This is a genomic window from Jejuia sp. G7-7 (assembly GCF_055808955.1).
This window is the reverse complement of record NZ_JBVVSZ010000002.1, coordinates 59,326-85,165: the sequence shown is the minus strand read 5'-3', so window position 1 is coordinate 85,165 and position 25,840 is coordinate 59,326. Positions and strand designations below refer to the sequence as shown.

The window sequence follows — 25,840 nt, the reverse complement described above, 5'->3', positions numbered from 1 at the left end:
TCTAAAAAAGACGTTATTTAAGTGTTAATAATTTCGTTTAATTACATAATTTTTAGTAAACTTGACAACTCTTTATTAAATAAGTAGTGTTTTCGACAAAACGTCTCTAATTTGTAATTTTATTTCAATGAAATGCATAGAACTGGAAGTTGAAATTTGCTAGTATTAAGATAGATTTATTTGTATGAAATACTTGAAATTCTCCCTGTGTGTTTGCTTTTTTATCTCTCTTTCAATTACAGCGCAAACTAAGGATATTACTTTAGAAGATATTTGGAGCGGTGCATTTAGAACCGAAGGTATGGATGTGTTGCACTCCATGAAAGACGGTCAACGTTACTCGGTTTTTAATTTTGATAGAGCTTCACGCTCAACTTCGGTTGATATTTATGATTATAAAACCTTAAAAAAGGTTAAAACTCTTGTGAATTCTAACAACATTCCTGAGCTAAACTATTTTACAGATTACACGTTTAGTGAAGACGAACAGAAAGTGTTGTTGGCAACAGAAGAAGTTTCAATTTATAGACATTCATCTTTGGCGTATTATTATATCTATAATGTAAATAGTAAAACCGTAAGTAGGGTACATGATGAAAAAATCCAAGAACCAACGTTTTCTCCCGATGGTTTAAAAGTGGCTTTTGCTTTAAATAATAATTTGTATGTTAAAGATTTAGGTTCAAATACAATTGAACAAATTACTTCTGATGGCCAAAAAAATAAAATTATAAACGGGATTACAGATTGGGTTTACGAAGAAGAATTTGCCTTTGTAAGAGCTTTTGAATGGAATGCCGATAGTGATAAAATTGCCTTTATAAAATTTGATGAAACTAATGTTCCTGAGTTTTCTATGGATGTTTACGGACAGGGTTTGTATCAAACACAACAAGTGTTTAAGTATCCAAAGGCAGGAGAGCCAAACTCTTTAGTGTCGTTACATTTATATGATTTGAAAAAAAGAAACTAACTGATGTTAAAGTCGGTAAAGATTATAACGATTTTTACATTCCAAGGATAAAATGGACTAACAATCCAGATGTTTTGAGTGCTCATTTTATGAATCGCAAACAAAATGAATTGGATTTATGGTTTGTAAATGCAGAAGATAATAGTTCAGATAGAGTGCTTTCAGAAAAAGATAAAGCTTATATTGATATAACTGATAATTTAACGTTTTTAAAGAATAATAGTTTTATTTGGACAAGTGAAGCTGACGGATTTAATCATATTTATCATTATTCTAAAACGGGTAAATTAATTAATCAAGTTACCAAAGGAAATTGGGAAGTCACAAACTACTATGGCTATGATGAAAATAAAAACACGATTTTCTATCAATCTACCGAAAATGGTTCAATAAATAGAGATGTTTATAGCATCAAATTAAATGGAAGAAATAAAACTAGATTAACTAAAAGTGACGGGGCTAATGATGCAGAATTTAGTGCAGATTTCTCTTATTTTATAAACACATTTTCAAGTGCATCAACCCCACCAGAATATACATTGAATAGTGCTTCCTCTGGAAATTTATTAAAAAGTATTAAAGATAATGATAAGTTGTCTCAAAAGCTTTCAGAATACAAAACGTCAAAAAAAGTGTTTAATACCATTAACGTTAATGGTAATGACTTAAATATGTGGATGATAAAGCCTGCAAATTTTGATAAAACGAAGCAGTATCCCGTATTAATGTATCAATATTCTGGTCCAGGTTCTCAAAAAGTAGCAAATACATGGAATGGTACGAATGATTATTGGTTTCAAAGTTTAGCACAACAAGGCTATATTGTAGTTTGTATTGACGGAAGGGGGACAGGGTTTAAAGGCGCTGAGTTTAAAAAAGTAACACAAAACGATTTAGGTAAATACGAAGTTAAAGACCAAATTCAAGCAGCTAGACAATTAGGAACTTTATCATATATTGATGAAAGTAGAATTGGCATTTGGGGTTGGAGTTACGGTGGTTTTATGAGTAGTAATTGTTTGTTTAAAGGCAACGACGTTTTTAAGATGGCAATTGCAGTAGCACCTGTAACAAGCTGGCGTTTTTATGATTCCATATACACAGAGCGCTATTTAGGTATCCCAAAAGATAATCCTTCTGGTTATGATGAAAACTCACCAATACATCATGTTGATAAACTTAAAGGCGATTTTTTATTGGTGCATGGTTCAGCAGATGATAATGTACATGTGCAAAACACAATGCGCCTAGTAGAGGCTTTAATTCAAGCCGATAAACAATTTGATTGGGCAGTATATCCAGATAAAAATCATAGTATTTACGGTGGAAATACGAGACTACATTTGTATAAAAAAATGACAAATTTTATTAACGAAACACTTGGAGATAAAATTCTACAATCTAAAAAGGTTGAAGTGATTGAATCAAAAATAAAGGGATAACTAACTAATTAATATTAATTATGGCAAATTCTATTTCTGCTAAACAAAAAGAATTATTTGGACATCCAGTAGGCTTGTATGTTCTATTTTTTACTGAAATGTGGGAACGCTTTTCTTATTATGGAATGCGTGCGATATTAGTCTTGTATCTAGTCGCAGAAACTAAAGGAGAAAATGCCGGATTAGGTTGGTCAAATGGAGATGCGTTAGCATTGTATGGCTGGTATACTATGATGGTTTATGTTATGTCTATTCCCGGAGGTATAATCGCAGATAAAGTTTTAGGTCAGAAAAAGTCTGTTTTAGTTGGAGGGGTATTGTTGCTTTTTGGGCATAGCATTTTAGCTGTAGAAGAGATGTGGGCGTTTTACACAGGTTTGGTTTTGATAGTTTGTGGAGTTGGAATGTTGAAACCTAATATATCAACAATGGTAGGTGGTTTATATAAGAAAGGCGATATTCGGAGAGATAAAGGATTTACGATTTTTTATATTGGAATTAATGTAGGCGCTTTTCTGTCTAGTTTAATTGTTGGTTATGTAGGTGAAGTTTACGGATGGCATTATGGTTTTGGACTTGCGGGGATTGGTATGGGATTAGGTATTTTACAATATGTATTAGGGCAGAAGCATTTAGCTCATGTTGGTAATTTTCTTGGAGCTTCACAAAATGAAGAGGAGAAGGAAGCGTTAAGAAAACCATTGACTAAAATTGAAAAAGATAGAGTTGTTGTTTTGCTAATTTCATTTTTACTCGTAATTGTTTTTTGGGGAGCGTTCGAACAAGCAGGTGGCTTAATGAATATTTATACAATGGAAAAAACTAATCGTATGTTATTTGGTTGGCAAATTCCTGCTTCGTGGTTTCAATCACTCAATGCCATGTTTATTATATTTTTAGGTACAACTGTAGCAGCTTATTGGGCAAAAAGAAAACTAAAAGGGAAAGTATCAACATCATTATTTAAAATGATACTTGGGCTTATTATTATGGGAACAGGATTTTTTCATGACAGGTGCAACAGCTCAATATGAAGCAACAGGTACATCTGCAATGTATTGGTTGGTATTGGCTTATTTATTTCATACTATTGGAGAATTATGTCTTTCTCCAGTAGCATTATCTTTTATAACCAAATTAGCACCTGTAAAGTATGCTTCAATAATGATGGGGGTTTATTTTGCCATGACAGGGTTAGGAAGTAAACTAGCAGGTTTGTTAGGTGAGTGGTCTGAGAGTCTTGGGGAATACACTATTTTTACAGGAATAGCAATATTTTGTGTAATATTGGGTATGTTAGTTTTACTAGTTAGAAAAAAATTAGAAGTACTTACTCATGGCGTTGAAGATCAAGAACGAGAAATGCATTATGATGAAGCAGAAGGGTTTGAATTAGCAGATAATTAATTGAATTATAATAACAACCTCATAAAAATTTATGAGGTTTTTCTTTTTAATATTTAATACTCTTAACATGGCAGAAAAATCAACCGATCATTTTTTTGAGGATAAAGTTTTAGGGCATCCTTCAGGCTTATTTGTACTCTTTTTTACCGAAATGTGGGAGCGTTTTTCATATTATGGAATGCGTGCTATTTTGGTTATATTCTTAACAGGCTCACTAATTGGAGATAATCCCGGATGGGAATGGACATCAGAAGCAGCACTTTCACTTTTAGGAACTTATGCAATGCTCGTTTATTTAACGCCTTTGCTTGGAGGGTGGCTAGCAGATAATAAGATTGGTTATAGAATGGCTGTGGTTATTGGAGCATTATTAATGACTTTGGGTCATGCTTCTATGGCTGTTGAAACACCAACATTCTTGTATATTGGGATCGCATTTTTAATTGTGGGGAATGGTTTTTTTAAACCTAACATGACCTCTATAATATCTAAAATGTATGAGGGTCATGATGAGAAAAAAGATGGTGCCTACAATATTTTCTATATGGGTGTTAATGCAGGCGCATTTATAGGAATTATGCTTTGCGGCTGGGTAGGTGAAAAAATAGGGTGGAGTTATGGTTTTGGACTTGCCGGAATATTTATGTTATTGGGGATGCTGCAATTTCATTATGCACAAGCACTTTTTGGTGATATTGGAGCAAAGCCAAAAAACGAAGATGTCGATATTATTGATGATTTAACTAATAATTCGGAAGTAGTATCAAGTACGGGAGTAAAGTTAAATAGATTTTTAACAATAGATTATATTCTTATTCTAGTATTTATTGTTTCAGCACTTATATTTATTATTAATGATCCACTAAGTAAAATCGGTAATATTTATACTTTTAATTTTACCGTCGCAGGGATGACGGACTCCCTGTTCTTTGCTTTACTTGCGGCTATAACATTTGTTTTACTCCTAATTGTTAGAATACCAAGATATGTCCCTATTGAAAGGGATAGAATGGTAGCCTTTTCAATATTTTGCTTATTTACTATATTTTTCTGGGCTGCATTCGAGCAAGCAGCTGGTTCATTACCAATATACACACGAGATTATACTAATAGAATTTTAGAGGGCGGAGCAGCTACAACGTTTAAAATTATCGATTTAATAGTTACGGTAGTACCGCTTTGTGTTATTACCTATGTGCTTTTAAGCTTATTCAGAAAAACATTTAATAGAATTGGCTTATCAAACATTATTCTTGGTTTTAGTTTTGTTATCGTTTGGCTTATTGTCTTATACAAGTTATATATCGAATTTCAATCTACAGAAACTGAAGTGCCAATTACTTGGTTCGCAATATTAAACTCACTTTTTATTATAATGTTTGCGCCATTATTTACTAAGTGGTGGGATAGTAAATATAACCCTCCAGCTTCAGTAAAGTACTTTCTTGGGCTTGCCCTTTTAGGTGTTGGTTTTGGTTTCTTAGCCTTTGGTGCTAAAGATGTACCTCTTGGTGAGCAAACGGCTAGTTTAAGCATGGCTTGGTTAGTATTAGCTTATTTATTTCATACATTAGGAGAAATGTGTTTAAGCCCTATGGGCCTATCTTATCTAAGTAAGTTAGTTCCGGGACGGATGATAGCATTTATGTTTGGTGTGTATTATTTAGCAATAGCTATAGGTAATAAACTGGCACATTATGTAGGAGGAGATATTGAAAAGATTACTAGTGAACACGGACTTTCTTTTTCTTTTGATTTTCACCATTATACCTATAGGTTTGGGGCTAGTCTCATTATTGTTACATCCTCTACTAAAAAAACTAATGCACGGTGTCCGTTAATCGAAAAAAGCGTTAAAAAATATTCAAAAAGCACCAGTTTAGGTGCTTTTTTTGTAAGTTCGGCATATCATTTGCAACATATTAGTCATGAAAAAACTTATATTTATAGTCACAATCACATTATTAACGTCGGTTAGTGGAATAGCTCAGGAAATAAAATGGGTAACTTTAGATGAGGCAATAGCACTTCAAAAAAGAATCCAAAAAAATTATGATGGATGTATACACCAAATGGTGTGGTCCATGTAAAATGTTGGATAAAAATACATTTCATAACGCTGATGTAGTAGCATATGTAAACAAAAACTACTACGCAGTTAAGTTTAACGGCGAAGGAAATGATGTTGTGAAGTATAAGGATAAATCATTTTCTAATCCAAATTACAATGCTGCAAAAGCAAATACACGAAATAGTGCGCATGAACTAGCAAGATATCTACAAATAAGTGCATATCCTACAATTGTATTTTTTGATGAAAAAGCAGAAGTAATTGCCCCTATTAGAGGTTATCAAAAACCTAATCAGTTAGAGTTGTATCTCAAAATGTTTAAAAATGATGAACACAAAAACATAAAAACACAAGAAGATTTTAATACTTATTTTAAAGCTTTTAAATCTGAATTTAAAGGTTAAAATTAGTAATCAATAATAAAAGCTCCCTTTTTACCAGTTTGGTGGAAAGGGAGTTTTCTTTTTTTACAAATAGCGCTCCAATTTTCGATGTAAGATTTGTAATTGCTCCCATCTGCAATAATCTGTTTTGGTTGTATAGAATCAATCAATCTGTTTAGGTTTATTTTAGGAGAATGCCTTAATAACACATAATCTGGTTTCAATAGTTTTACGTTGTATAATCCTAAACTATCAACAATTAATAACTTCTTATTGTTTAAAATGTAAAAAGGTTTGATGCTATCAGTCTCTATTTTTTCAATATGATTTAAAACTTTATAATCTTTAATAATATTATTCTTAGACGCTGTAATGCTATCAAAATCATTTCCAATTGAAATAGTGTTATTTATGGTGTTACTAATTAAACTATATCTGCTTTTATGAAATACAATAAACTGCTTGTTTGGTTTAGAGTAGTTGGTGTAAATAATTGCGCATTGCACAACAAAAATAGAGGCTAAAAACCATTTTAAGTTTGCATAATTTCTTTTAAAGAATACTTTTAAAAACATAATAATTAATAAATAAAATACCAGAACATATAATAAACCAAACGGAATATCTTTAAATAAAAAGAATATTGAAGGGATATCCATCCCACAAAATCATTCATATGACCAATAATACTTCCAAAAATGGAAGCTAATATATTGGGGAGTAAATTTAAAATGGCAAGCAAAATAACAAGAATACCTAAACCAAGAATTACACCTAGTAGAGGCACAATTACTAAATTCGAAATAAAAAACAACCCAGGAAACTGATGAAAATAAAAAAGACTTATTGGGATAATTCCAAATTGAGCTGCTACTGTTATTGTAAGCGTATGCCAATATTTGTCCAATAACCAGTTTTTTGGTCGCCAAAGTTTATATAAAATAGGGTCAATGATTACAATGGCAAAAACAGCCATATAACTCATTTGAAAACCAACATCAAACAAAAACATAGGTTTAAAAAGCAATAATACCAAAATAGAAATAGCTAGAGTATTGTATATGTTGGTTGGTCTTTTAAGGTTCATACCAATAGCAACAATACTAAACATAGTTACGGCACGTGTTACAGATGCAGAAAGTCCCGCTATTATAGCAAAACTCCATAAAAAACTAACCAATACTATGGTTTTTATAAGTCTACCGTGTTTAAGTTTATCTAGTGGTTTAAAAATAAGGTTCAAGATTAGAAGAATAATTCCAACATGTAATCCTGAAACTGCTAAAATATGTACCGCTCCTGCATTGGTATAACTATTATAAACTTCTTCGCTTATGTCTTGTCGTTGTCCTAATAATAATGCATTTATTATGGCTAGTTCATCGGGTTCAAAATCATAAGGTTTTAACTTAGAGTTTATATGATCTCTTATAGTGTTGGCAATTCCGAAAATGGTTGTCTTTTTTGAATGAGTATCGAAAAAATCACTACTGTTAACATATAATTGATGGTAAATATTCTTCTTTTTTAGATAGTTTTTATAATCAAATTGCCCAGGGTTTAAAGGAGGATTTAAATTTTTAAATTCAGTCTTAACAACATAAATCTCATCAACTTTTAGTGTATGTGATTTAGTCTCTTTCTTAATGTTTAGTAAAGACTTTCCTCTAGCTTTATTGTTATCGATATTAAAAACATCAACAACATATTTATCGAAATAAATATTAGGTTTTAAAACTTCTCTAATGCGAAATGTTATGGTATGTAAGGTGTCTAATTTAAATTCAACTTGATGAGAATAATGATTGCTAAAATTCTTTTCATTATGAAGATTCACAGTTAAAACACCAATACTCGTCATAGTAAAAAAGGTGATTACTCCAAACCAAATAGATTGCGTAAACTGCTTTTTAGTAATCAAATATGAGATTAATAACGTAGATAAAAAGAGCGATGAAATTAATATGGAACTGTTTCTTGAAACATCAAAAAAATATCCAATTAAGATGCCAGAAATAAGACAAGCGGTAAGTTTTATAATGGCAAAGTTTAGTAATTTCATCAGGTGTAAGTTAGTAAATAACTTATAAAACGCGACGTACCTCGCTAAAAGCCGATAGCCAATATGTTTCATTTAGAGATGAAATAATTACACCTTTAGATGTTGTAGCATGAATAAAATAAATGGCGTTATTTTTAATTTCTACAACTAAGCCAACATGATTTATAGAATTCCTACGGCTTTTACTAGTTTTGAAAAATAATAAATCACCTTTTAAGGTTTGGCTTAGTTTAATTCTTTTACCTTTTTTAGCCATGTCTCTCGAAATTCTAGGCAAATAAACTTGATGGGCTTTAAAAGATTCATGAATTAATCCTGAGCAATCCATGCCTTTTTTTGTTGTGCCGCCCCATTTATAGCGTACACCTAAAAATTGCTTTGAGTAATTTATAACTTTAGAAGATTTTGATGTTTCTAAAGATTCTATTTTATTGCTAGAAGTTTTTGATATTTTAGTGGAGCGGTTTTTTTCGGTTTTAGGTTTTTTCGTTACAACTTTTCTATGTTTAGAAGACTTACAATTGTAGAGACAGGTAATTAGAAATAAGAAAATAATAGTTTTTTTCATTAAACAAAACGCGATTTTGCAATTAAAATTTTTTGTAACTTACAGTTTGAAAGATCAATTCTTATGTCTATGAAGCTATCTTTTTTACTTTATTCAACCATGGATGATTTAATTCTATATTGGTTTTTTTGTGTGCTTATTTTTGGATTTGTTTTAAATTGGATTCTTAAGAGAATAAAATATTTAAAAAGTCCTAGTGTTATACTTACTGAAAATGAAATGTGTAAAAGTCTTGATAACTACACTTTTAATTTTGACGAAAGCGAGTATAAATTTATAAATAATAAACTAAATCAAGTTTCATTGGCAAAAAAAATAATGTTATTTTCTTTATCATTAATGATTGTTTTTCTTCCATTGTATGAGTTTGTAGAAACATTGAGGCCTCAAGAATATTTTTATGGATGGTCTTGCTTTCCGTATATCCCTTTGTAAATCAATTCAGCCGTTTTCTCGCTAGCACCTTTGCCACCAAGTTTTTTCTCTAATTCGTAATAATCATGAAATAGTGCTTTGCGTTTCTCATCATCCAAAATCAATTCCAACTCTTTTTTAAGTCGTTTTTTATTAAAATCATTTTGTATTAATTCTGTAACTACTTCCTTGTCCATTACTAAATTCACTAGCGAAATAAATTTAAGCGTAATGATACGTTTTGCAATGTGATATGAAATTGAACTTCCTTTGTAGCACACAACTTGCGGTACTTTAAATAATGCAGTTTCTAAAGTTGCAGTACCAGAAGTTACTAAAGCTGCATAGGAGACACTCAATAAATCATAAGTCTTATTCGAAATAAAACTGATATTTTGGTTTTTTATAAACGATTTGTAAAACTCATAATCCTGGCTAGGAGCCCCAGCAATAACAAATTGATAATCCTTAAAATCGTCCACTAAGCTTAGCATCACAGAAAGCATTTTTGTTATTTCCTGTTTTCTACTTCCGGGTAATAAGGCAATAATTGGTTTATCGCTTAAGTTATGCGTTTCTCTAAATTTAAACTCTCCTACATGTTTCCGGTTTGCAATGGCATCAATTAATGGGTGGCCAACAAAAGTGACATCATAATCATAGGTTTTGTAAAACGATTTCACAAAAGGTAAAATTACGAACATGGCATCAATATCACGTTTTATAGCTTTCACTCTACTGGCTCTAGATGCCCAAACTTGCGGGGAAATATAATAATTGGTTCTGAATCCTTTTGATTTAGCCCATTTTGCAATACGTAAATTAAACCCAGAATTATCTATAAAAACAACTACATCTGGGTTGAAATCTTCAATGTCACTTTTGCAATAAGAAATTAATTTAAAGATTTTCCGAAGATTTAGAATCACTTCGCTAAACCCCATAAAAGCACGTTCTTTATAGTGTTTTACCAAATGTCCGCCGGCTTCTTGCATTAAATCTCCACCCCAAAATCTAATATCTGCTTTGCTATCAATTTTTAGTAAGGCTTTCATTAAATTAGAGCCATGTAAATCTCCAGATGCTTCTCCAGCAAGAATATAATACTTCATTTAAAAATGAATCAAAATAGTTTAATTACAAATGTAAAAACGGCAATAAAAACAGTAATTAACAGCACTCCTCTAGCACGGTAATCTTGTCGTTTTTTTATAAAAATAAAAAAGCGATAAGGTTTAATACTGCTCCTATACTTATCAGTTTTCCTAAAAAACCTTCATTATAAGCAGCTTTAACAACTGTAGTAAAATCGTCTCCATTTCCTAAAATTGTTGTAGCTATAAATAAACCGATAATGTTGGCTATTAATCCAACTAAAATTCCAATTACAAGTTCTTTTTTCATTTAAATATGCTTTGTGTCTCTATGGTTTAAATTCCAATTATTTAGTTCTTGAATAGTATGATGTGCAGTTAAATCAAATTGAACAGGAACTAACGATACATAATTATTTTCAAGTGCCCATTCATCAGTATCTTCGCCACCATCTAAATTAACAAATTTGCCAGTTAACCAATAATAATCGCGTCCTTGAGGGCTCTTGCGCTTATCAAACTCTTCAACCCAATTGGCACGTGCTTGTCTGCAAATTTTAATCCCTTTTAAGTCTTTTTCAGGGACGTCAGGTATGTTTACATTTAATACAATACCTTCTTCTAAACCATGTTTTAAAACATTTTTAGTAATGGTTTTTACATAAGTTTTACAAGCTTCAAAATTGGCACTCCATTTGTAATTTAATAATGAAAAACCAATGGCAGGAATTCCTTCGATGCCTGCTTCAATAGCAGCACTCATGGTTCCAGAATAAATAACGTTTATAGATGAATTAGAGCCATGATTAATTCCAGAAACACAAATGTCAGGTCGTCTGTCCAAAATCTCTCTTACCGCTAATTTTACACAATCGGCAGGAGTTCCAGAGCATGTATATTCTAAATGTGTTCCGTTGATAACTTCAACTTGTTCTGCGTATAAAGTAGAGTCTAAAGTAATGGCATGTCCTTTTCCGCTTTGTGGGCTATCAGGTGCTACCACAACCACATCGCCAATTGTAATCATGGCTTCAATTAAAGTTCTGATACCTGGAGCGGTAATGCCGTCATCATTTGTGACTAAAATCAATGGTTTTTTCGACATAAATTACAGCAATTTTAAGCATTGCTAAAATACATAAAATCTTGTGTAATGCCTTATTTTGTTTGGTTTAACAAAAAATTAGTAGCACATCCGTTCAATGGCACGGTTTTTTCAGTATTTTAGTGAATTAATAAACGAATTAAATTGCTTTTATTTAAGAATATGAAGGATATGATGAAAAAGAATTATAAAATTTTATCGTTAGTACTTTTGTTGGCATTTGCATCATGTAGTTTTACCTCAAAATCATTCGATAATCCAGATAAAGATAAACTTCTAATACAAGTAATAACTTATATTTTACAACAAGGACATTTTGATCCTATTCAACTCGATGATAAGTTTTCTGAAGAATTATTTAATGATTACTTAACCCGCATAGATCCCGTAAAACGTTACTTCTATAATTCAGATTTTAAGGATTTTCAGAAGTATAAGACAGATATTGACGACCAATTAAAGGCTTACGATATTACTTTTTTCAATGTTGTACATGAACGCATGTTGAAACGAATTGAAGAGGCAAAGGGGATTTATAAAGAAGTGTTATCAGAACCTTTTGATTACAATAGAGATGAAACTTTTGAAACCGATTACGATAAAAGCGATTTTGTTGCCAACAAAAAAGAAATGAAAGAACGTTGGAGAAAACAGTTAAAATTCTCCACGCTAACAAACTATGATGATATTTATGAGCAAGAGAAAATAGCTAAAGAAAAAGATGCGTCTTATGTAATGAAAACTGAAGCTCAAATAGAAAAAGAAGCCAGGGAAGCGACGTTAAAATCCATAGATATTTATTTTAATGATAGTATTGATGACTTAACTAGAGAAGAATGGTTTTCCATGTATGTGAATTCTATCGTTGAAGAGTTCGACCCACATACATACTATTTAGCACCTCGTGATAAAGAAGGTTTTGATACCCAAATGTCTGGAAAACTTGAAGGTATTGGAGCACGATTAACAAAGCGAATGGATTATATTAAAATTGTTGAGTTAATTTCAGGAGGCCCTGCATGGCGAAGTCAATTACTTGAGGTAGAGGATGTTATTCTTAAGGTAAAGCAAGAGGATGAAGAAACGCCTATAGATATTGTTGGGATGCCAATTAGTGATGCTATTAAGTATATAAAAGGTCCAAAAGGTACAAAGGTTACCTTAACTATAAAGAAAGTAGATGGTACAATAAAGGATATTGTTATTACAAGAGATGTTGTAGAGTTGGGAGAAACTTATGCAAAATCTTCGGTAGTAGAGAAAGATGATAAGAAATTCGGAATTATTAATCTGCCTCGTTTTTATGTAGATTTTGATGATTATAAAAATTTAAATGCTGCTATTGACGTTCGAAAAGAAATAGAACGTTTGAAAGAAGAGGGCATGGAAGGGCTAATTCTAGATTTACGAAATAATGGTGGCGGATCGTTGCCAGCTGTAGTAGACATGGCAGGATTATTTATCAAAGAAGGTCCGGTAGTGCAAGTGCGTTCTACGGGTTCTCCAAAACGTGTTTTAGCGGATACTGATAAATCCATTACATGGGATGGACCTTTGGTAATTTTAGTAAACGAATTATCCGCTTCTGCTTCAGAAATTATGGCAGCTGCAATGCAAGATTATAAGCGTGCTATTATCATCGGTAGCAAGCAAACCTATGGCAAAGGTACTGTACAGACAGTTTATCCTTTAAATAATATAGTTAGAAATAATACCTCAGGAGATTTAGGAGCTTTGGCGTATACCATTCAAAAATACTATAGAATAAATGGAGGTTCGGTACAACTAGAGGGGTTAAAAGTGATGTGCAAGTACCTGGGCGATTCAGTTTTATTGATGTAGGGGAAAAGGAAAAAGAAAACCCATTACCATATGATGAAATAGATCCTGCAAATTATGACGTTTGGGATAATTATTTTGATTATGATAAAACGATTAGTAAGAGTAAAGAGCGTATGAGTGATAATAATCAATTAAAGTTAATTGAGGAAAATGCGAGATGGGTAAAAAGTAAAATTGATGAAACTGAGTTTTCTTTAAATTATAATACTTACAAAAAAGAATTAGAATTAAATGAACAAGAATCCAAACGTTTTGATGCGATTTCAGATTACAAAACAAATTTAACTTTTAAACCATCTGCTTATGAAAGGCAATTGTTTGAAAGTGATACCACTAATTTGCAAGAAAAACGTGAACGTTGGTATAAAAGTTTAAGTAAAGATGTTTATGTAGAAGAGGCTGTTAATGTACTAGAGGATTTAAAAATGGCTTATAGCATAAAAAAAGTAGCTAAAGTAAAAGATTAATTAAGATTAAAAATAATAAAAAGACATAGGTTTAATGAGTAATACATCAAACTCGCTAAAACAACTGGCGCTCCAAAAGTTTAAAAAGAACTTTTGGGGCGTTTTCAGTTTCTATTTTATAGTTTTAGTAGGTTTAGTTTCCATATTTGCTTATGTGTTTGCACCTGATAATTCGCAACATGCGAATCAAATGCATTTGTCTATTCATTCTAAATCTCCTGGTTTTAAAGTAACAATGCTTACTATTCCTTCGCAAGTAAAAAACGAACAGAATTTTTTAGATAAACTATTCTTTGGTGTTAAAAATACTGATACAGAAGTGCCTATTTCAGAATATAGTATTGAAAATGGTAATTTAAACTATACTGAATATGCTGCTGATGGCTTAAAAGGTGTAGAAAAAACAATACTGTTATCGAGTTTTCCTGATAATGCAGTTAATGATTTTGTTAAAGAAAAATCGTTTACGTTTGGTACTGATAAATACGGACGCGATTTATTAAGTAGAATATTAGTAGGTGCAAGAATTTCTTTTTTTATTGGTTTTGTGGCAGTCTTTATTTCATTATTCATTGGTATAATAATGGGGAGTTTAGCAGGTTACTTTGGAGGGAAAGTAGATGCAGTTATTATGTGGATTATTAATGTAACGTGGTCTATTCCAACATTACTTTTAGTAATAGCAATAACATTAGCTTTAGGAAAAGGGTTTTGGCAAGTATTTATTGCAGTTGGCTTAACTATGTGGGTAGAGGTGGCCAGAGTAGTACGCGGACAAATAATTAGTGTCAAAGAAATGCAGTACGTAACAGCGGCTAGAGCCTTAGGTTATAACGATTTTAGAATCATCACAAAACATATTTTGCCCAATATAATGGCGCCAGTAATTGTAATTGCTGCTGCAAATTTTGCCGCTGCTATTTTAATAGAAAGCGGACTCAGTTTTCTAGGCATAGGAGCACAACCTCCAATGGCTAGTTGGGGCGCTATGATAAAAGATCATTACAATTATATTATTCTTGGGAAACCTTATTTAGCAATGATTCCTGGGCTTTGTATTATGAGTTTGGTAATGGCGTTTATGTTGATTGGGAATGCGTTGCGGGATGCTTTGGATGTGAAAGGATGATTTGTGTTTTAGAAAATGGTGTATCCTAAAAGAAGGGAAATACTGCTGTATTCAGTATACCAATAATCAATAAAATGATTATAAGTACCATTTTTACGCACTCCATTATATCTGAGTTCTAAACTGTATTTGTCTAAATGTTTATATCCAAAGCTTACTGCTATATTTGCAGATTTATCAATTTTTAAATCATCGTTAAAAACACCTCTATGAATATTCATAGTGGATTTAAAAGGAAAATCTAATACATAGTAAGCGCTTAAAAAGAGTTTAGAGTCTTTTCCAATAAACATATAGTGTTTAAAGCCAAGAGGAATCTCCATCGAGGTATATTCTACTTTTAATTTATTAACAAAAGTTGGAGAGGAGGGACCTCCTGAAATTTCAGATTGAAATGATTGATAGCTGGGTTCAATGCAGATAGCCCATTTGTTTTGATTGAAACCAAAAATATGTTCAAATTCAATTCCAAAAGTTAAGTTTGTGTTTTTGTCAAAATCTCTTACTGAATTATACCAGCTACGATTTTCTTGCGCAGTAAAAGTACTGTTTCTTAATCCTGCTTTTACAGAAATGTTTAGTTTGCTTTTATTAGGTTTGTCAACTTCCAGTAATTCATAATTGGGGTCTTTGCATTTATTATATTTTAAAATGACTTTAGTTAATCCTTTAAAATCATAGTCTAGGTGTTGAAAATCAGATTTATTCATACTGCTACATTTGAGTGCATTCATAAGTTGCATTCTAAAATCATTATTGTATGCAGCTAAGGTTTGTTCTTTCAAATAACTTTTGAAAACTAAGGGTTCAATTTTGTTATTTCCTACATTAAAAAAGTATCTTTTTAGACTCCCTGATTCATAATAGTATAAGTTGCTTTCTCCTTCAAGTATTGTTTTAAGAAAAATGGTTTGTATTTTAAACTCAGGTTTCCTTGTTCGACTCAAGTTGTTAACATTATTGCTAGACTGGTCTAATGCTACTTTTTTACGAATGTATTTTGAATCCCCATCTATACCGAATTCTTTAGCGTCAATTAAAGATAGAGTCTTAGATTTGCCTTCTCTATTTAATTTATAAGTAAATTCAGTCGGGTTGTGTTTCCAGTCAACATTTTTAATTAAACATGATTTTTTCTCATTTTCATTGTTAATGAAATAACCTTTTTCGAAATTAATTTGTGCATTAAGTAGATAAGTGAGGAAAATGAACAAACTTAGGATTATTGATTTTTTCATTTTGTAGATTGAGTTAGCGTTCTACTGCAATGTAAGGTTATATTCTTACATAACAGGTAGGAAAATAATTTTAGTAAAAAAATAGATTTTGTTTTTAAATGATTTGCAATTTTCGATTTGGGAGCACATTTATTAGAAATTAGCCTAAATAAAATTTTAAATCATATTGTCATTAAGCTCTCCAATATAACCCAAAAGCTCATCCTTTCCAACCCCACTAGAAGAGGAGGTTACAAAATAATTTGGCATTTCTTCCCAAGTTTCTAAAAGTACATTTTTATAGTCTGTAACATTATTTTCAATGGCTTTAGGGCGTAGTTTGTCTGCTTTTGTAAATATAATTGAGAATGGAATTCCGTTTTCCCCAAGCCATTGCATAAACTCTAAATCTATGGGTTGTGGTTTATGGCGAATATCTACTAAAACAAAGGCGGTTACCAATTGTTCCCTTACTGCAAAATACTGAGTAATAAATTTTTGAAATACTTTTTTAGCACTTTTAGAAACACGTGCATAGCCATACCCAGGTAAATCTACCAAGTGCCAATTTTTGTTAATTAAAAAATGATTAATTAATTGGGTTTTGCCCGGACGTCCCGAAGTTTTAGCCAAACTTTTTCGGTTGGTTAACATATTAATCAATGAGGATTTTCCAACATTACTCCTCCCAATAAAAGCATACTCAGGTAATGCACTTTTCGGACATTTTTCAACATCAGAATTACTTACTACAAATTCAGCAGATTTTATGCGCATGTTTTAGTATTTGGAATTTTATGCTTTTTGTGGTATTAAATGCTTCGTTTGGTTAACCAAGCATCCAAAATGTTATTGAATTCATCAGGGTGCTCCATCATAGCAGCATGCCCGCATTTGTCAATCCAAAACAATTCAGAATCTGGTAGTAATTCATCAAATTCTTTGGCAACTTCTGGAGGTGTTACATTGTCATTTTTCCCCAAATAATACACGTTGGGGTGTTCATTTTGGGTAGATCTTTCGCCATATTGTGCCGAATTGCACTTTTTGCAATAGCTAAGGTTTTTATCAGTTTATTACGGTCGTTTACGGTAGCATATACTTCATCTACTATGTCTTTTGTTGCAACTTTTGGGTCGTAAAATACATCTTGCGCTTTTTTCTTAATTACTTCGTAGTCACTACGTTTAGTGTAGCCACCACCCATAGCACTTTCGTAAAGTCCAGAACTTCCAGTAATTACTAAACCTTTTATTTTTTCTGGATATAATTTGGTGTGATATAAGGCAATGTGTCCGCCTAAAGAGTTTCCTAATAAAATAACCTCTTTAAAACCTTTAAATTCAATAAAATCATGCAAGTATTTTGCAAAATTTTTCACATTGGTTTTTATGAGCGACATCGTGTAAATGGGCAACTCGGGTATAACAACTTTATAGTCTTTAGCACTAAAAAAGTTCTTCACAGAATCAAAATTACTTAACCCTCCCATTAAACCGTGTAGCACGATTATAGGTGTTCCTTCTCCAACTTCTATATAACTAAAATTCTTTTCTTTTTTTAAACTATCCGCCATTAATCTGTGTTCATCCGTTTTCGTAACAAAACAAATATAGTTAAATCATTCATATTTCAAGGCTTTTAATTTTTTCCTGCTTTACAGTAGCTTATCGAAATGTTGTTAACACCTCTTGATAACATTTTACTCCACTTTTTAACTGCTTGATAATGAGGTGTAATCTAATTTTTTTCTTCTCAGAATGGCTTTAAAATTGCTGTTTATCGAAAAATTATCAACAAAAGTGGTAAGAAGTGGTAAATCGTGGTAAAATTTTCGATATATTTGATGCTTATAGTTCAAAATCAAAAAACATCGCATTGCATTCATTAATAGGAACATACAGTTGTAAAGTTGACGCCAAAGGACGTATGATGATACCTGCTGGAATGAAAAAGCAGTTGATGCCTATTCTGGAAAGTGGTTTTGTCTTGAGGCGTTCTGTGTTTCAACCTTGTTTGGAATTGTATCCAATGGCAGAATGGCAATTGTTAATGCAGAAAATGAACAAGTTAAACAGGTTTAAGAAAAAGAATAACGATTTCATACGACGATTTAGTGCTGGTGCTAGGGTTGTTGAAGTTGATGGGAATGGAAGATTGTTAATTCCTAAAGATTTAACGGTTTTCGCTAACATTTCAAAAGACATAGTAATCTCTCCATCGATAAATATTATCGAAATATGGGATAGAGAATTGTATGAACAAGCTATTGATGATGCAACTGTAGATTTTTCGGATTTAGCAGAAGAAGTAATGGGGCAAGATGATGACGGCGATGTATCATAATCCAGTATTGTTGAAAGAGACTGTTGATGGTTTAAATATAAAACCAGATGGTATTTATGTAGATGTCACTTTTGGTGGTGGTGGTCATAGTAAGGAAATTTTAAGCAGACTGGATAAAAACGGAAGGTTGTATGCTTTTGATCAGGATTTGGATGCATTAGAAAACGCCATAGATGATGATCGGTTTGTGTTGATAAATGAAAATTTCAGGTTTGTAAAGCGTTTTTTGAGATTTCATGGTGTAAAAGAAGTTGATGGTGTTTTGGCAGATTTTGGAGTGTCGTCTCATCAATTTGATGTTGCAGAACGAGGATTTTCAACACGATTTGAAGCGAATTTGGATATGCGAATGAATCAGCAAAATAAGCTGTCTGCTTATCATGTGGTAAATGATTATGAAGAAGAACAATTAAAGCAGGTTTTATTGCAATATGGGGAGTTGAGAGCAGCTCCAGCTATGGCAAGATTAATTGTTGAGCATAGATATAATGAGAAAATTATAACAAGCGAGCAGTTAAAGCAAGTGTTGAAAAAGTTTTTGTCGCCACGGCATGAAAATAAAATTTTAGCACAAATATATCAAGCCATTCGCATTGAGGTAAATCAGGAAATTGAGGCATTAAAAGAGTTTTTGTTACAAACGCCAGAGATTTTAAAGCAAAACGGACGATTGAGTTTTATCTCATACCATTCTTTAGAAGATAGATTGGTAAAACGTTTTATAAGAAACGGTTTGTTTGAAGGAGAGCCAGAGCGTGATATGTTTGGAAATTTTGAAGTGCCATTAAAAAAAGTAAATGGTTTAATAGTACCGTCAAAAGAAGAAATTAAATCAAACAATAGAGCTAGAAGTGCAAAACTTAGGATTGCAGAAAAACTATAGTTAAAAGTGAAAACCTAATGTCTTTTCTTTTTGGGAAGATGTCTCGGAGAGATAAAGGGGATGAAAAAAACATTTATAACATATTAAAAGGAACTTTTTTAGTGAGTGATGATTCGTTTAAAAACTGGCGCATCATTCTTTTTATTTCTGTTCTGGCAATTGTTATGATAGCGAGTTCTCATAGTGCAGATGGTAAAGTGCACGAAATTGCAAGATTAACCAATGAAGTGAAAGAAATGCGATCTGCATTTGTTGATGGACGTTCAAAATTAATGCGATTAAAAATGGAATCTGCAGTAGTTGCGAAAATGAAAGAAAAAGGATTGGCGCCTTCTGTAAACCCGCCACGAAAAATAAAAGTAAAGTCTAATAATAAGTAATAAATTAATTTTCAACCTTGGCAGTAAGCGAGAAAAGCATATTGAATAAATTGTATGTCGTAGCTGGATTTATGTTCATCTTCGGTATCGCTGTTATGGTTAAATTGGCGAATATTCAGTTTGTGCAAGGCGATGAATATCGTGCTAAAGCTAGTGAGCGGATTGTAAAAGATTTTATCATACCGGCAAATCGTGGTAATGTGTATTCGGTTAACGGTAATTTGTTGGCAACATCAATTCCGAAGTATGATATTCTTCTAGATGCTATTACACCTTCTGCTCAAGTATTCGAAAATAATTTAAAACCACTTTGCGATTCTTTGGCAAAATTTTCAGGTATAAAATCATCTTCATATTATCAAAAAAAATACGCAAAGCTAGAGTTAATAGAAATAGGTATTTATCACTTGCTAAAAATTTAGGGTATTCTGAATATTTAAGAATGCGAACATTTCCATTGTTAAAACTAAGCCCGTTTAAAGGTGGGTTAATCGTCGAGCAAAAAACAAAACGGGAACACCCAATGGGGGTATTGCTCAGCGTACCATTGGTTATGAACGTATTGATGATAATGGAAATGTAACACGCCCAGGAATTGATGGTGCTTTTGGTGTTCAGTATTTACGAGGTACAGATGGTAAGCACGCTAAACAGCAAATAGGAAAAAATCAATGGAAACCTATTAATGATGAAAACAAAATTGAACCGCAAGATGGGTTTGATGTGTATACAACTATTGATGTGAACATTCAAGATATTGCGCATCATGCATTGTTGAAACAATTGGAGTATTATGAAGCGGAGCATGGTTGTGTTGTAGTAATGGAAGTTAAAACTGGGGAGATTCGTGCTATTTCAAATTTAGGAAGAACTTCGAAAGGGACTTATTATGAGAAATTGAATTATGCTGTTGGAGAATCTCATGAGCCAGGATCTACATTTAAAGTGATGGCACTTATGGCGGCGTTGGAAGATAAGGTTGTTGATACTGCTACAATTGTAGATACCAAAATGGGGTCTAAGCGTTTTTATGGAAGAACGATAAGTGACTCTAGAGGTCATGGTAAAATATCCGTAGCTCGTGCTTTGGAAGTGTCTTCAAATATTGGTTTGGCAACTATAATTGATGAAAATTATTCAAGCCAACCTAAAAAATTCATCAAAACGGATTAAAGGTTGGGGGTTAAACAAAACATTAGGGATTTCATTAATAGGAGAAGGAAAACCAATTATACCGGAGCCAGGAGATAAGATTTGGAGTAAAAATGCATTGCCTTCAATGGCATACGGTTACAATTTACAAATGACGCCTTTGCAAACGCTATCTTTTTATAATGCCATAGCAAATGAAGGTGAAATGGTAAAGCCCAGATTTATTAAAGCTGTTAAGGAATTTGATAAGGAAGTTGAGGTTTTTGAGAAAGAAACTTTGAATAAAAAAATCTGTTCTAAAAAAACCTTAAGTGAAATTCAAGAAATATTGAAAAATATTGTTGTGAGAGGAACAGGGCAACGTATGTATTCGAAAAATTTCTCAATGGCAGGCAAAACTGGTACTGCAAGAACAGATTATCATAATTATGAAGAATGGCGAAAAGATAGAAAGTATGTGTCGTCTTTCGCAGGATATTTTCCAACAGATAATCCTAAATATTCTTGCATTGTAGTAATTCATAAACCAAGTACTAAAGTTGGTTATTATGGTGCAGATGTATCGGGTCCGGTATTTAAAAGTATAGCTCAAAAAATATTTACAGATACGCCTTTAATAGATGAAGTTGAATCTTTAGAAGTTAAAAACGCTGCGGTTACCGAGCAGTTTGAAAGTTATTATAATACAGCTCAAACTTATAAAACTATCATGCCAAATGTAGTTGGATTACCAGCAATGGATGCTGTGGCTTTATTAGAGAATATGGGGCTTAAAGTGAGAATTAAAGGTTCTGGAACAGTAAAAAAGCAATCTGTAACTAAAGGGCAAAAAATAAAAAGGAATCAAAAAGTAGTTTTAGAAATTTCGTGAACATATTAAAAGACATATTGTATAAAGTGAACATCAATGCTGTAGTTGGTGGTACAAACATTGTTATAAATGCTATAGATTTCGATTCTAGAAAAATAGCAGAAAAAGATGTGTTTGTGGCTGTTCGTGGAACGCTTTCAGATGGACACAATTATATAGATGTCGCTATAAAACAAGGTGCAATAGCAGTTGTATGCGAAGCTTTACCGAATACTTTAATTGATGGTATAACATATATAGAAGTTGACTACTCAAACAAAGCACTAGCAATTATGGCTTCGAATTATTTCGACTCCCCATCGGATAATTTGAAGCTTGTTGGTGTGACAGGAACCAATGGAAAAACTACTGTTACTACATTGTTATATCAGTTGTTTAAAAATGCAGGTTATAAAGTTGGTTTACTTTCAACAGTAAAGATATTGGTTGATAACAAAGAATATAAAGCAACACATACCACACCAGATTCTATAACTATAAACAAGTATTTAAAAATGATGAATGATGCTGGTGTAGAATTTTGCTTTATGGAAGTGAGTTCGCATGGTATTCATCAAAGTAGAACAGAAGGATTACGATTTGAAGGCGGCGTTTTTACAAACTTATCTCACGACCATTTAGATTATCACAACACGTTTGCAGAATACAGGGATGTTAAAAAAGCTTTTTTGATGGACTGGGCAGTCATGCTTTTGCTTTATCAAATACTGATGATAAAAATGGATTGGTAATGTTGCAAAATACGGCAGCAAAAAAATATACTTATGCGCTTAAAGGTTATGCAGATTATAAGGCACAAATATTAGAAAATGAATTCTCAGGCTTGCTGCTTTCTATTGATGGGAGTGAAGTTTGGACTCGACTAATTGGAAATTTCAATGCCTATAATGTTTTAGCAATTTATGCTACGGCTGAGTTATTAGGCCTTGAAAAAGTTGAGATTCTTCGTTTAATAAGTGAATTACAGAGTGTTAGTGGACGTTTTCAATATTTGGTTTCAGATGAAAAAATAACTGCAATTGTAGATTATGCGCATACACCTGATGCCTTAAAAAATGTATTGGAAACTATAAATAGTATTCGTACAAAAAATGAATCGTTAATCACGGTAGTTGGATGTGGTGGAGATCGTGATAAAACCAAACGCCCTAAAATGGGACACATTGCTTCAGAATTAAGTACAAAAGTGATTTTCACAAGTGATAATCCTAGAAGCGAAAAGCCCGAAACAATAATAGAAGAGATTGAAAAAGGTGTAGAACCTCAAAATTTTAAAAAGACGCTATCAATTTCGGATAGAAAACAAGCAATAAAAACGGCATGTCAATTAGCTGAAGCTAAGGATATCATTTTAATAGCAGGTAAAGGTCATGAAACCTACCAAGAAATAAAAGGGCAGCGTTTTGACTTTGATGATTTTAAAACAGTACAAGAATTTTTAAAACAATTGCAGAAGTAATATGCTATACTATTTGTTTGAATATTTAGAAAAACAATTTCAATTTCCAGGAGCAACACTTTTTGGGTTTCTATCCTTTAGAGCTGCTTTGGCAATGATTCTCTCGTTGTTAATTTCAACAATTTACGGAAAGCGTATTATTAGGTTTCTGCAAAAAAACAAATGGGAGAAACCATTAGAGATTTAGGATTAGCAGGACAAGCCGAAAAAGCAGGTACACCAACTATGGGAGGGATTATAATTATTCTTGCAACTTTAATACCTGTGTTTTTATTAGCAAAGTTAGAGAATATCTACGTTATAGTACTTATTGTGACTACTATTTGGATGGGTGTTATTGGGTTTTTAGACGACTATATTAAAAAATTTAAAAACGATAAAGAAGGTTTAAAGGGGCGTTTTAAAGTACTTGGACAAATAGGTCTTGGTGTTATTGTGGGGGCTACTTTCTTTTTCATCCTGATGTAACTATTAAAGAAGAGATTGAAAGTTCTCAACAAGAGCAAGTTATGTTTCAGAATACATTTCAAGTAAAAGAATTTGAAGCTGAAGAAAAATCAACTAAAACTACAATCCCTTTTTTGAAGGGTAATGAGTTTGACTATGCCGATTTAATTACTTGGATAAGTCCTGACTTAAAAAAATATGCTTGGGTAATTTTTATTCTAGCTGCTATTTTTATAATCACAGCTGTATCCAATGGTGCAAATCTTACAGATGGGATCGATGGATTAGCTGCAGGGACTTCAGCAATTATTGTGCTCACTTTGGGGATTTTTGCTTGGGTTTCAGGTAATATCATATTTTCAGATTACCTCAATATCATGTATATCCCTAGGGTGGAAGAAATTACAATTTATATAGCTGCCTTCGTAGGGGCTTTAATTGGGTTTTTATGGTATAATACCTATCCAGCGCAAGTATTTATGGGAGATACGGGTAGCTTGACTATTGGAGGTATTATCGCTGTTATAGCTATTGCAGTTCGAAAAGAATGGTTGATCCCTCTGTTGTGTGGTATTTTTCTGGCTGAAAATTTATCAGTAGTCATGCAAGTAAGTTGGTTTAAATACACGAGGAAAAAGTATGGGGAAGGGCGGCGAATTTTTAAAATGTCTCCACTACATCATCATTATCAAAAGTTAGGATATCACGAAAGTAAAATAGTAACCCGTTTTTGGATTGTAGGTATTCTATTAGCTATCATTTCAATAGTAACATTGAAAATTAGATAGTATGAAAAGGCTCGTGATATTGGGCGGTGGAGAAAGCGGAGTTGGTACTGCGCTTTTAGGAAAAGCAAAGGGTTTTGATGTTTTTGTTTCTGATAAAGGAAAGATAAAAGCATCATATAAAGAAGTTCTTATACATAATGAGATTGAATGGGAGGAGAGTCAGCATACCGAAGTTAAAATTTTAAATGCAGATTTAGTAATGAAAAGCCCAGGGATTCCTGATAAAGTGCCTTTAGTAAAAGAAATAAAGGCAAATGGAATTTTGATTGTTTCTGAAATTGAATTTGCAGCAAAATTTACTTCAGCAACACTTATTGGAATTACTGGGAGCAATGGTAAAACAACAACTGCTACACTAACACATCATTTATTAAAAAATGAACTGAACGTAGGTTTAGCTGGAAACATTGGGGACAGTTTTGCAAAACAAATTCTTGAAGAAGACTTTGAAAACTATGTGTTAGAAATAAGCAGTTTTCAGTTAGATGATGTTGTTGATTTTAATCCAAAAATAGCAGTATTGCTAAATATTACTCCAGACCATTTAGATAGATATGATTATCAATTCGAAAATTATATCAATTCTAAATTTAGAATAGTGATGAATCAAACTAAGGATGATTATTTGATTTATGATGCAGATGATACAGTAATTACAAATCATTTAAAAACCAACCCAGTTCAATCTACATTATTGCCATTTTCATTAGAAAAAAAGATTGAAAATGGCGCATATTTTGAAAATAACAAACTAATAATAACGATAGATAATAAACAAATAATTATGCCAACAACTAATTTAGCCTTAGAAGGGAAACACAACATTAAAAATGCAATGGCTGCCTCGACAGTAGCGCATTTATTGAAAATTCGCAAGCAGACCATTCGTGAGAGTTTAGAGAACTTTCAAGGCGTAGAACATAGGCTTGAGCAAGTACTTAAAATTAATAAAGTACAGTACATAAACGATTCTAAAGCTACAAACGTAAATGCTACCTATTATGCTCTTGAAAGTATGGATGCACCTACGGTTTGGATTGTTGGAGGTGTAGATAAAGGGAATGATTATAGAGAGTTGTTTCCTTTTATAAATGAAAAAGTAAAAGCCATCATTTGCTTAGGGGTTGATAACGAAAAGTTAATGAGCGAATTTGGTAATATGGTGGATATCATCATTGAAACACAATTTATGAGCGAAGCTGTAAAAATAGCTTATAAAGTTGCTGAAGCTGGCGATAATGTATTGTTATCTCCTGCGTGTGCAAGTTTTGATTTGTTTGAAAACTATGAAGACAGAGGGCGTCAGTTTAAAAATGCAGTAAGAAATTTGTAATTAATTA

The 25,840-nt window shown here is 32.3% G+C and carries 17 protein-coding genes and 7 pseudogenes; 14 read left to right on the top strand and 10 right to left on the bottom strand.

The window, feature by feature from the left end:
• The first annotated feature begins 184 nt into the window (after nucleotides 1-184).
• The 4 pseudogenes from AC0L5U_RS10415 to AC0L5U_RS10400 all read left to right on the top strand — a co-directional run bounded on the left by AC0L5U_RS10415 (nucleotide 185) and on the right by AC0L5U_RS10400 (nucleotide 6,297).
• Nucleotides 185-2,415: pseudogene (locus AC0L5U_RS10415) on the top strand (S9 family peptidase).
• Nucleotides 2,416-2,435: 20 nt separating this feature from the next.
• Nucleotides 2,436-3,822: pseudogene (locus tag AC0L5U_RS10410) on the top strand (peptide MFS transporter).
• Nucleotides 3,823-3,889: 67 nt separating this feature from the next.
• Nucleotides 3,890-5,663 (top strand): annotated as a pseudogene (locus AC0L5U_RS10405) (peptide MFS transporter).
• 87 nt (nucleotides 5,664-5,750) lie between these two features.
• A pseudogene (locus tag AC0L5U_RS10400) lies at nucleotides 5,751-6,297 on the top strand (thioredoxin family protein).
• 2 nt (nucleotides 6,298-6,299) lie between these two features.
• Here AC0L5U_RS10400 and AC0L5U_RS10395 read toward each other — a convergent pair.
• The 6 genes from AC0L5U_RS10395 to surE all read right to left on the bottom strand — a co-directional run bounded on the left by AC0L5U_RS10395 (nucleotide 6,300) and on the right by surE (nucleotide 11,519).
• A complete protein-coding gene (locus AC0L5U_RS10395) occupies nucleotides 6,300-6,851 on the bottom strand; it encodes a hypothetical protein (RefSeq protein WP_473416348.1) in 552 nt (183 codons plus the stop codon).
• 5 nt (nucleotides 6,852-6,856) lie between these two features.
• Complete coding sequence (locus AC0L5U_RS10390; RefSeq protein WP_473416346.1) at nucleotides 6,857-8,338, bottom strand: ComEC/Rec2 family competence protein; 1,482 nt, start codon at nucleotides 8,336-8,338, stop codon at nucleotides 6,857-6,859.
• A gap of 22 nt (nucleotides 8,339-8,360) precedes the next feature.
• On the bottom strand, nucleotides 8,361-8,906 hold the full coding sequence (locus AC0L5U_RS10385) for a C40 family peptidase (protein WP_473416345.1): 546 nt from the start codon (nucleotides 8,904-8,906) through the stop codon (nucleotides 8,361-8,363).
• A gap of 398 nt (nucleotides 8,907-9,304) precedes the next feature.
• Entirely contained in the window at nucleotides 9,305-10,432 is a 1,128-nt protein-coding gene (lpxB, locus tag AC0L5U_RS10380; protein WP_473416344.1) for a lipid-A-disaccharide synthase, read from the bottom strand.
• 97 nt (nucleotides 10,433-10,529) lie between these two features.
• The gene (locus AC0L5U_RS10375; protein WP_473416343.1) at nucleotides 10,530-10,724 is read right to left on the bottom strand and encodes a hypothetical protein; all 195 of its coding nucleotides are present in this window, start codon (nucleotides 10,722-10,724) and stop codon (nucleotides 10,530-10,532) included.
• Nucleotides 10,725-11,519 (bottom strand): 5'/3'-nucleotidase SurE, encoded by a 795-nt coding sequence (surE, locus tag AC0L5U_RS10370; RefSeq protein WP_473416342.1) that lies wholly within the window; start codon nucleotides 11,517-11,519, stop codon nucleotides 10,725-10,727.
• Between the two features lie 144 nt (nucleotides 11,520-11,663).
• Between surE and AC0L5U_RS10365 the strand changes: the two genes are divergently transcribed.
• From AC0L5U_RS10365 to AC0L5U_RS10355, 3 genes are read left to right on the top strand one after another with little or no spacing between them, the layout of a single operon-like run.
• Entirely contained in the window at nucleotides 11,664-13,361 is a 1,698-nt protein-coding gene (locus AC0L5U_RS10365; protein WP_473416340.1) for a S41 family peptidase, read from the top strand.
• Entirely contained in the window at nucleotides 13,325-13,828 is a 504-nt protein-coding gene (locus AC0L5U_RS10360) for a carboxy terminal-processing peptidase (protein WP_473416339.1), read from the top strand. Before AC0L5U_RS10365 ends, AC0L5U_RS10360 begins: the two co-directional genes overlap by 37 nt.
• A gap of 34 nt (nucleotides 13,829-13,862) precedes the next feature.
• The gene (locus tag AC0L5U_RS10355) at nucleotides 13,863-14,957 is read left to right on the top strand and encodes an ABC transporter permease (protein WP_473416338.1); all 1,095 of its coding nucleotides are present in this window, start codon (nucleotides 13,863-13,865) and stop codon (nucleotides 14,955-14,957) included.
• 8 nt (nucleotides 14,958-14,965) lie between these two features.
• Here AC0L5U_RS10355 and AC0L5U_RS10350 read toward each other — a convergent pair whose 3' ends face one another.
• The 4 genes from AC0L5U_RS10350 to AC0L5U_RS10335 form a co-directional block, all read right to left on the bottom strand.
• Nucleotides 14,966-16,195 (bottom strand): porin family protein, encoded by a 1,230-nt coding sequence (locus AC0L5U_RS10350; protein ID WP_473416336.1) that lies wholly within the window; start codon nucleotides 16,193-16,195, stop codon nucleotides 14,966-14,968.
• Nucleotides 16,196-16,351: 156 nt separating this feature from the next.
• The gene (gene yihA / locus AC0L5U_RS10345; RefSeq protein WP_473416334.1) at nucleotides 16,352-16,951 is read right to left on the bottom strand and encodes a ribosome biogenesis GTP-binding protein YihA/YsxC; all 600 of its coding nucleotides are present in this window, start codon (nucleotides 16,949-16,951) and stop codon (nucleotides 16,352-16,354) included.
• Between the two features lie 35 nt (nucleotides 16,952-16,986).
• Nucleotides 16,987-17,157, bottom strand: coding sequence for an alpha/beta fold hydrolase (locus tag AC0L5U_RS10340; RefSeq protein WP_473416333.1), 171 nt, complete (start codon nucleotides 17,155-17,157; stop codon nucleotides 16,987-16,989).
• On the bottom strand, nucleotides 17,136-17,750 hold the full coding sequence (locus AC0L5U_RS10335) for an alpha/beta fold hydrolase (RefSeq protein ID WP_473416332.1): 615 nt from the start codon (nucleotides 17,748-17,750) through the stop codon (nucleotides 17,136-17,138). Before AC0L5U_RS10335 ends, AC0L5U_RS10340 begins: the two co-directional genes overlap by 22 nt.
• A gap of 302 nt (nucleotides 17,751-18,052) precedes the next feature.
• On the opposite strand from AC0L5U_RS10335, the gene mraZ reads away from it, so the two are divergent.
• The 7 genes and pseudogenes from mraZ (at nucleotide 18,053) to murD (ending at nucleotide 25,833) form a co-directional block, all read left to right on the top strand.
• On the top strand, nucleotides 18,053-18,520 hold the full coding sequence (mraZ, locus tag AC0L5U_RS10330; protein WP_473416329.1) for a division/cell wall cluster transcriptional repressor MraZ: 468 nt from the start codon (nucleotides 18,053-18,055) through the stop codon (nucleotides 18,518-18,520).
• Entirely contained in the window at nucleotides 18,501-19,403 is a 903-nt protein-coding gene (rsmH, locus tag AC0L5U_RS10325; RefSeq protein WP_473418264.1) for a 16S rRNA (cytosine(1402)-N(4))-methyltransferase RsmH, read from the top strand. The genes mraZ and rsmH overlap by 20 nt, the downstream gene beginning before the upstream one ends.
• 17 nt (nucleotides 19,404-19,420) lie before the next feature.
• Nucleotides 19,421-19,783: an FtsL-like putative cell division protein gene (locus AC0L5U_RS10320; protein WP_473416328.1), complete on the top strand. Its 363-nt coding sequence runs from the start codon at nucleotides 19,421-19,423 to the stop codon at nucleotides 19,781-19,783.
• A 17-nt stretch (nucleotides 19,784-19,800) separates the two neighbouring features.
• Nucleotides 19,801-21,806 (top strand): annotated as a pseudogene (locus tag AC0L5U_RS10315) (penicillin-binding protein).
• Nucleotides 21,803-23,265: pseudogene (locus AC0L5U_RS10310) on the top strand (UDP-N-acetylmuramoyl-L-alanyl-D-glutamate--2,6-diaminopimelate ligase). Before AC0L5U_RS10315 ends, AC0L5U_RS10310 begins: the two co-directional pseudogenes overlap by 4 nt.
• Before the next feature lies 1 nt (nucleotide 23,266).
• A pseudogene (gene mraY / locus AC0L5U_RS10305) lies at nucleotides 23,267-24,500 on the top strand (phospho-N-acetylmuramoyl-pentapeptide-transferase).
• 1 nt (nucleotide 24,501) lies between these two features.
• Nucleotides 24,502-25,833 carry a UDP-N-acetylmuramoyl-L-alanine--D-glutamate ligase gene (gene murD, locus AC0L5U_RS10300; RefSeq protein WP_473416327.1) on the top strand — a complete coding sequence of 444 codons (1,332 nt, stop codon included), beginning with the start codon at nucleotides 24,502-24,504 and terminating at the stop codon, nucleotides 25,831-25,833.
• Nucleotides 25,834-25,840 lie beyond the last annotated feature (7 nt).